General features: G+C 29.8%; 6 protein-coding genes and 1 other annotated feature. Of the genes, 4 read left to right on the forward strand and 2 right to left on the reverse strand.

Features of this window, described 5'->3' with window-relative positions; genetic code table 11:
* Positions 1 to 123: 123 nt before the first annotated feature.
* Entirely contained in the window at positions 124 to 1,299 is a 1,176-nt protein-coding gene (locus ABUA17_RS18005) for a class I SAM-dependent rRNA methyltransferase (protein WP_195951862.1), read from the reverse strand.
* A 160-nt stretch (positions 1,300 to 1,459) separates the two neighbouring features.
* Here ABUA17_RS18005 and ABUA17_RS18010 point away from each other — a divergent pair, with 160 nt between their 5' ends.
* The gene (locus ABUA17_RS18010) at positions 1,460 to 1,717 is read left to right on the forward strand and encodes a GIY-YIG nuclease family protein (protein ID WP_042401993.1); all 258 of its coding nucleotides are present in this window, start codon (positions 1,460 to 1,462) and stop codon (positions 1,715 to 1,717) included.
* Between the two features lie 11 nt (positions 1,718 to 1,728).
* Complete coding sequence (locus tag ABUA17_RS18015; protein ID WP_042401991.1) at positions 1,729 to 2,232, forward strand: GNAT family N-acetyltransferase; 504 nt, start codon at positions 1,729 to 1,731, stop codon at positions 2,230 to 2,232.
* Between the two features lie 84 nt (positions 2,233 to 2,316).
* Here the strand turns inward: ABUA17_RS18015 and ABUA17_RS18020 are convergent, their stop codons facing one another.
* Positions 2,317 to 2,529, reverse strand: coding sequence for a (2Fe-2S)-binding protein (locus ABUA17_RS18020; protein ID WP_042401988.1), 213 nt, complete (start codon positions 2,527 to 2,529; stop codon positions 2,317 to 2,319).
* A 307-nt stretch (positions 2,530 to 2,836) separates the two neighbouring features.
* Positions 2,837 to 3,081, forward strand: a binding site (T-box leader).
* A 177-nt stretch (positions 3,082 to 3,258) separates the two neighbouring features.
* Here ABUA17_RS18020 and ileS point away from each other — a divergent pair.
* Positions 3,259 to 6,369: an isoleucine--tRNA ligase gene (gene ileS / locus ABUA17_RS18025; RefSeq protein WP_042401986.1), complete on the forward strand. Its 3,111-nt coding sequence runs from the start codon at positions 3,259 to 3,261 to the stop codon at positions 6,367 to 6,369.
* Positions 6,370 to 6,547: 178 nt separating this feature from the next.
* On the forward strand, positions 6,548 to 7,546 hold the full coding sequence (locus tag ABUA17_RS18030) for a LacI family DNA-binding transcriptional regulator (RefSeq protein ID WP_042401983.1): 999 nt from the start codon (positions 6,548 to 6,550) through the stop codon (positions 7,544 to 7,546).
* Positions 7,547 to 7,664: the final 118 nt, after the last annotated feature.

Below are 7,664 nucleotides of genomic sequence, written 5' to 3' on the forward strand. Positions count from 1 at the left end.
CCAAATCTACCAACTAATCATACAAAAAAAGAGTAGATAGATTTGTTTTTTACACAAATCTATCTACTCTCCCTAGAAACTCCCTAAGGAGTTTCTAACTTAACTTGTCACCTGAAATTAATTTTATACTACTTGGAAAATAAAGAATTTTAAGTAGTATGATTCATCAGAATTCCAAAGGATTGGATGGTCTGAACTTTGAGTTCTAACTTCAATTTGTCTTAAAGTTCTTCTTGCATCATGTGCAGCCTCAAGAACTGTTTTCTTTAATTGTTCTTCATTCATGTAGTGAGAGCATGAACATGTAGCAAAATATCCACCTGGTTTTACCATCTTTAAACCTCTAAGGTTAATTTCTTTATATCCTCTAATAGCAGAATTTACTGTGCCTCTTGATTTTGTAAAGGCAGGAGGATCTAAAATTACAACATCATATTGTCTTCCTTCTCTTGACCAATCTCCAAGAACATGGAATGCATTATGGCATTCAAATTTAACAGTATCTTGTAAGTTATTTAATTCGGCATTTCTAGTAGCACAATCTATAGCATGTTGAGAAACATCTATTCCAAGAACTGATTTTGCACCTGCAATTCCAGCATTTAATGCGAAAGATCCAGTATGAGTAAAGCAATCTAAAACATCTTTACCTTTACATATTCTATGCATAGCAGCTCTATTTTCTTTCTGATCTAAGAAAAATCCAGTTTTTTGACCATTTTCTAAATCTACTATGTATTTAACTCCATTTTCGATAATTTGAATATTAGTATCAAATGGCTCAGTTAAGAAGCCTTTAGTTTGTTCTAAACCTTCGATTTCTCTAGTTTTTATGTCACTTCTTTCATAAACACCTTTAGCACCATATTCTTCAACTAGTATTTTAACTATTAAATCTCTATATTGCTCCATTCCTAGAGTAGATATTTGAATTACATAGTAATCTTCAAATTTATCAACTGTTAAACCAGGTAAGAAATCAGCTTCTCCAAATATAAATCTGCAAGATGATGTGTCAATTACAGTTTTTCTATAATCCCATGCTTCAGCAAATCTTCTTTTAAAGAAAGCTTCATCAATTTCTTCATTTATATTTCTAGTCATTATTCTGATAGTTATTTTACTTCTATCATTAATATAACCTTTTCCTATAAAGTAGTTTTTATGATTATATACTTCAACAATATCTCCGTTTTCATAATCACCATCATATTCATTTATTTCATCTATGTATATCCAAGGACGGCCTTGTTCAGCTCTTTTGTTTTTTCCTTGATGTAAGAAAAATTTACATGCCATAATATTATTTGCTCCTTTTCTGTTAATTCTCATAAGATTATAACACAACTATTGCTTTAGTGTTATGTACTTTGTTATTAAGTATTAACAACAATTATAGAAAATATAGTTAGTCATAGATATAATTATAAATAATATAGAAATATTAAAGAGGTATTATATGAATTATGTTTATATATTAAGGTGTAATGATGATAGTTTATATACGGGGTGGACAAACAATCTAGAAAAAAGGATAAAGGCACACTCTGATGGAAAAGGAGCAAAATATACAAGAGCGAGAGTACCAGTTGAATTAGTTTATTTTGAAGTGTTTGAAGATAAAATAGAAGCTATGAAGCGTGAATATGCAATTAAACAGTTAAAGAGAAAGGAGAAGTTAGAGTTAATAAAGAATAGTAAGTGTATAAAGAGTTAGGAGGAAAAACTATGGATATAAAAATAAGGCCAATAAAAATAGAGGATGCTGAGGGGATTAATGCATTAAGGATCATGGATGGAGTTAGAGAAAATATATTAGGAATAACTAGTGAAAGAATAGATAGAAGCAAAAATTTTATAAGCAACTTAAATAATAATGCGCATATGTATGTGGCAGAAATAATTGAAAATGAAGAAAGCAAAATAATAGGAACTATAGGTTTACATGTTTCAGAGAATCCTAGGTTAAGGCATTGTGGAAGTATAGGGATAATGGTTCATAAGGATTATCAAGGAAAGGGAATTGGCAAAAAGCTTATGTCAACTGTTATTGATTTATCAGATAATTGGTTAATGCTTAAAAGATTAGAATTAGGGGTGTTTACTGATAATAAAAGAGCTTTAAGTTTATATAAATCATTTGGTTTTGAAATAGAGGGAACTAGGAAATGTGCAGCTATTAGAAATGGAAAATATGAAGATGAATATATTATGGGAAGAATTAAAAATTAAATAATATTAATTATAATAAAAAAACCACTTACAGAGTAAGTGGTTTAAATCGTTAAATTTATAGGGGAGTTTGGGATCAGGGTATTATTTTGAATAATCTCTAATTAAATCTTCTATCTTTGATTTACATCTAAAGCCATGGCAACTTCCAGTACAAGCACCGGTATCTTTAGAAACCTCATCAACGGTATGGGCTCCATTTTTTATGGATTCCTTAATTTTAGCTCTGGATATAGATTTACACGTACAAGTTTTTGTGATTTTATCAAGGATATCAGCATTTAAATTATTTTCCATAATAGATCCTCCAAAATACAAAGATATTAGGAAACACAAAAATTAATTATTAGGTAAACTAATTTTTGAGTAATACGTTTCAACAACTATATTAAATCATAGTATACTAAAATAGTCAAGAATAAATATTAAATAATAATAATTATCCATCAATTAGTTAATACATAAAAAATAAGAAATAATAATTAAGGAAAGTAAAAGCATTTATCTTTAATCTTTATCTTTAATTTCTTACTTATTAGAATAATGAAAATAAAGTTTTGGGTGCAATTGACAAATCAATATTTAATAATATATAATGAATTCATTAAAGACTATGATTAGGATAAGTACTTTGATTTATTCTTTTAAGAGAGTGATTGGTTGGTGTGAAATCATAAGAAGATTAGAGGAAAATCACCTAGGAGTTTGAGGCTGAAAGTTTTATACAATTAAGTTATCACGTTTGCCCGCGTTAAGGGATAAGGTATGAAAGTATCTGAAATAATGCTCATAGAATAGTTATGAGTTTATTAACCTTAGGTGGTATAGCGAATTATCTTCGTCCTTTTGGGATGGAGTTTTTTTTTATTTTAAATGAGCCTTCAAAATTTGAATTGGATACTTGAAGTTACATAGTAATGAATTAATTCGACCATAGGAGAAGGAGTTTCATAAAAAATAGGATTAAAATATGTCTTTAAGAGAATAATTTTAATAGTTGATAAACGTAAAGAAAGGAGAATTCTTATGTACAATAAAGTTGAATTACCAAATGGTTTTGTTGGACTTGAAAAAGAAATAGCAAACCTTTGGACTGCAAGAAATGTTATAAAAAAGAATTTTGATATGAATCAAGATGGTGAATATTTCACTTTCTATGATGGGCCTCCAACAGCAAATGGTAGACCACACGTTGGGCACGTTTTAACAAGAGTTATGAAAGATATAATCCCAAGATACAAGGTTATGAAGGGATATAAAGTTATAAGAAAAGCTGGATGGGATACTCATGGTCTTCCAGTAGAACTTGAAATAGAAAAGAAACTTGGTATTTCTGGTAAAGAGCAAATCGAAGAATACGGAGTTGAAAAGTTCGTTAAAGAATGTAAAGAAAGCGTATTTACTTATGTAAGTATGTGGGAAAAAATGACTAACCAAATTGGATATTGGGTAGACATGGAGAATCCATATGTTACTTATCATAATCCATATATTGAATCAGTTTGGTGGGCATTAAAACAAATGTGGGATAAAGGTCTTTTATATGAAGGACACAAAGTAATGCCATATTGCCCAAGATGTGGTACTGCATTATCTTCTCACGAAGTTGCACAAGGATATAAGGATGTTAAGGACTTAACTTGTATAGCTAAATTTAAAGTTGTAGGAGAAGAAAACAAGTATATATTAGCTTGGACAACAACTCCTTGGACATTACCTTCAAACTTAGCTTTATGTATAAACAAAGCTTATACTTATATTGAAGCAAAAGTTGGAGATGAAGTTTACGTTTTAGCTAAAGATTTAGCTGATAAAGTTTTAGGTGAAGAATACGAAATAGTTAGAGAGTTCAAAGGTGAAGAGCTTTTAGGAACTAAGTATGAACAATTAATGCCTTTTGGTAAAGTAGAAGGAAAAGCATTTGAAGTTATTCATGGTGATTATGTTACTTTATCAGATGGTACTGGTATAGTTCATATAGCTCCAGCATACGGTGAAGACGATAGTTTAGTAGCTAAAGCTAATGGAATTACTTTCATCAACTTAGTTGATAGAGAAGGTAGATTCGTAGAAGAAGTTACTCCATGGGCTGGTAAATTCGTTAAGAAATGTGATGAAAGCATTTGTAAATGGCTAGAAGAAAACAATAAGCTATTTAAATCTGAAAGACACATGCACTCATACCCACATTGTTGGAGATGTGACACACCACTTCTTTATTATCCAAAGGAAAGCTGGTTTGTTGCAATGACTAAGCTTAGAGATAAGCTATTAGAAAACAACAATAAGATCAACTGGTATCCTGATAACATTAGAACTGGTAGATTTGGTAAGTTCTTAGAAAATGTTATTGACTGGGGTATTTCAAGAGATAGATATTGGGGAACTCCACTTCCAATTTGGAATTGTGAATGTGGTCACAAAGAATGTATAGGAAGCATTGAAGAACTTAAGAAAAAGGGAGTCAATGTTCCAGAAGATATAGAATTACACAAACCATATATAGATAATGTTCATTTAAAATGTGAAAAGTGTGGTAAGGAAATGACAAGAACTAATGAAGTTATTGACTGCTGGTTCGATTCAGGATCAATGCCATTTGCTCAATTACACTATCCATTTGAAAATAAAGAATTATTTGATCAAAACTTCCCAGCTCAATTTATATCAGAAGCTGTCGACCAAACAAGAGGATGGTTCTATACTTTACTTGCAATTTCAACTGCAATATTTGATAGAAATCCATTTGAAAACTGTATAGTTTTAGGTCACGTTCTTGATAAGAAGGGCTTAAAGATGTCAAAATCAAAAGGAAATGTTGTAGATCCATTTACTGTATTAGACTCACAAGGTGCTGATGCAACAAGATGGCACTTCTATACTGCAAGTGCACCGTGGTTACCTACAAGATTCTCTGTAGATGACGTTGGAGAAGCAGGAAGAAAGTTCATGGGAACATTATGGAATGTTTATTCATTCTATGTATTATATGCTGAATTAGATCAATTCAATCCTCTACAATACTCTGATTTTGTATCAGAAAATGTAATGGATAAATGGATTATGTCTAAATTAAATACTTTAGTTAAAGATGTTGATTCTATGTTAGATTCATATCAAATAACTCAAGCTGCTTTAGCTATTGAAGACTTTACAGATGAGTTATCAAATTGGTATGTAAGAAGAAATAGAGGAAGATACTGGACTCAAGAATTAACAGATGACAAGATAGGTGCTTATGTAACATTATATAGAGTATTAACTACAGTTATAAAAGTTGCAGCTCCATTTGTTCCATTTATAACAGAAAATATCTATCAAAACTTAGTTGTTGGATTAGATAAGAACGCTGAAGAAAGTATTCACTTATGCAAATGGCCAGAAGTTGATGAAAAGGCTATTGATAAGGAATTAGAAAAGGAAATGGACTTAGCTTATACTATAGTTAAGCTTGGAAGAAGTGCAAGAAATGGGGCTAATATTAAGAATAGACAGCCACTTTCAAAGATGCTTGTTTCTACTGATTCACTTCCAAGATATTATGATGATATAATAACTGATGAGTTAAATATCAAAGAAGTAGAATTTGGTGCTGACCTATCTACTCATGTTAACTTTGAAATTAAGCCTAACCTACCTGTATTAGGAAAAGCTTATGGTAAGTTAATACCAGCAATAAGAAAAGAAATTGCTGCTAGAAACCAAATGGAATTAGCTCAAACTATTCAAAATGGTGGAGTAGTAGTTATAAATATTGATGGAAATGAAATTGAATTAAATAAGGAAAACTTATTAGTTACTATGCAAGGGCTAGAGGGTTATGCATTTGCTGGTGAAGGTTCAATTGGGGTTGTTTTAGATACAAATATTACAGATGAACTTAGAGAAGAAGGTCATGTAAGAGAAATGATCTCTAAGATTCAAAATATGAGAAAAGATAAAGGGTTTGAGGTTGCAGATAAAATTAAGTTATATGTTGCAGATAATGATATGTTATTAGATATTGTTAAAAAATATGCAGAAGTAATAAAGAAAGAAACCTTAACTCAAGAAATAGTTTACAATGAAGAAGTTGATTATTCAGATACAGTTATCAATGGCGAAAATTTAAAGATGAATGTAGAAGTTATAAAATAATTAATGGATTTGTTATAAAGGGTAGGGATTAAGTAATAATTCCTACCCTTTTTTCAAATAATAGTATTATAGGCAAATTGTTTAAATAATGAGTGTAAAAAATGGTTAAATTTATTGTATTAAATAGGAAAAAAAGGTATAATTAATAATTAAAATAGAAAATGGAGTGATGTTGGATATGGCTACTTCTATAAAAGATGTTGCTAGAGAAGCTGGCGTTTCAATAGCTACGGTATCAAGAGTATTAAATGATATAGATGTTGTAAATGAAGATACAAAGAAAAAAGTATTAGATGCAATAAAAAAATTAGGATATAGACCTAATATAGTTGCAAGAAGTTTAAAGACACAAAGAACAAAAACAGTTGGAATATTAGTTCCTGATATCTCAAGTGGATTTTATCCTGAGATAGTAAGAGGAGCAGAAGATGTTGCAAATATTTACGATTACAATGTAATATTATGTAACTCAGATTTTGATTACGATAAAGAAAAAGATTACTTAAGAGTACTTAAAGAAAAAATGGTTGATGGTGTTATATATATGAGTTCTTGTTTAGAGGAAGAAACTCTAGATATAATTAATGAACTTGATTTAAAAACAGTTCTTGCTGAATCAAGAGATAAAGAAGGTAGATTACCAAGTGTAATTATTGACAATGTTGAAGCAGCATATAATGCAACTAAGAGTTTAATTGATAAAGGTTTAAAGAATATTGCATTTGTTGGTTTTAATAAAGGTTCTGTTAATGCTTGGGGAGATAGACAGGTAGGTTACGAAAAAGCATTAGAAGAGAATGGCTTAAAGGTAGATGAAGATTTAGAATTCTTCAAGGATTTAAAAGTTAAGAGTGGCTATAAGGCTGTAGAAAAATTCATAGAAAGCGGAAAGAAATTTGATGGTGTAGTTTGCTCTTCAGACGAAATTGCTATGGGAGTAATTAATGCATTAAGAGAAAAAGGCATTAGAGTTCCAGAAGATGTAAGTGTAATTGGATTTAATGATAATGCAGTTGCATCATATTTCTATCCAAAAATAACTACAGTAAAACAACCAAGCTATGATATGGGTTCTGTAGCAATGAGAATGTTAATAAAAATGTTAAATAATAAGCCATTAGAACAAGATCAATATGTTTTAGATTACAAAATAATTAATAGAGAAAGTACTAAATAAGTATGAAAATGCTATAAATTTTAATAATTTATAGCATTTGTTTTTTTTTATTAGATAAATTACAATATCAAGTGCAACACTAATTAATTGCAAAAAAAATAACCCATACGGGTACGTT

It is taken from the genome of Clostridium sp. RTP31139st1_H3_RTP31139_211217 (genome assembly GCF_040227035.1).
Taxonomy (GTDB): Bacteria; Bacillota; Clostridia; order Clostridiales; family Clostridiaceae; genus Clostridium; species Clostridium saudiense.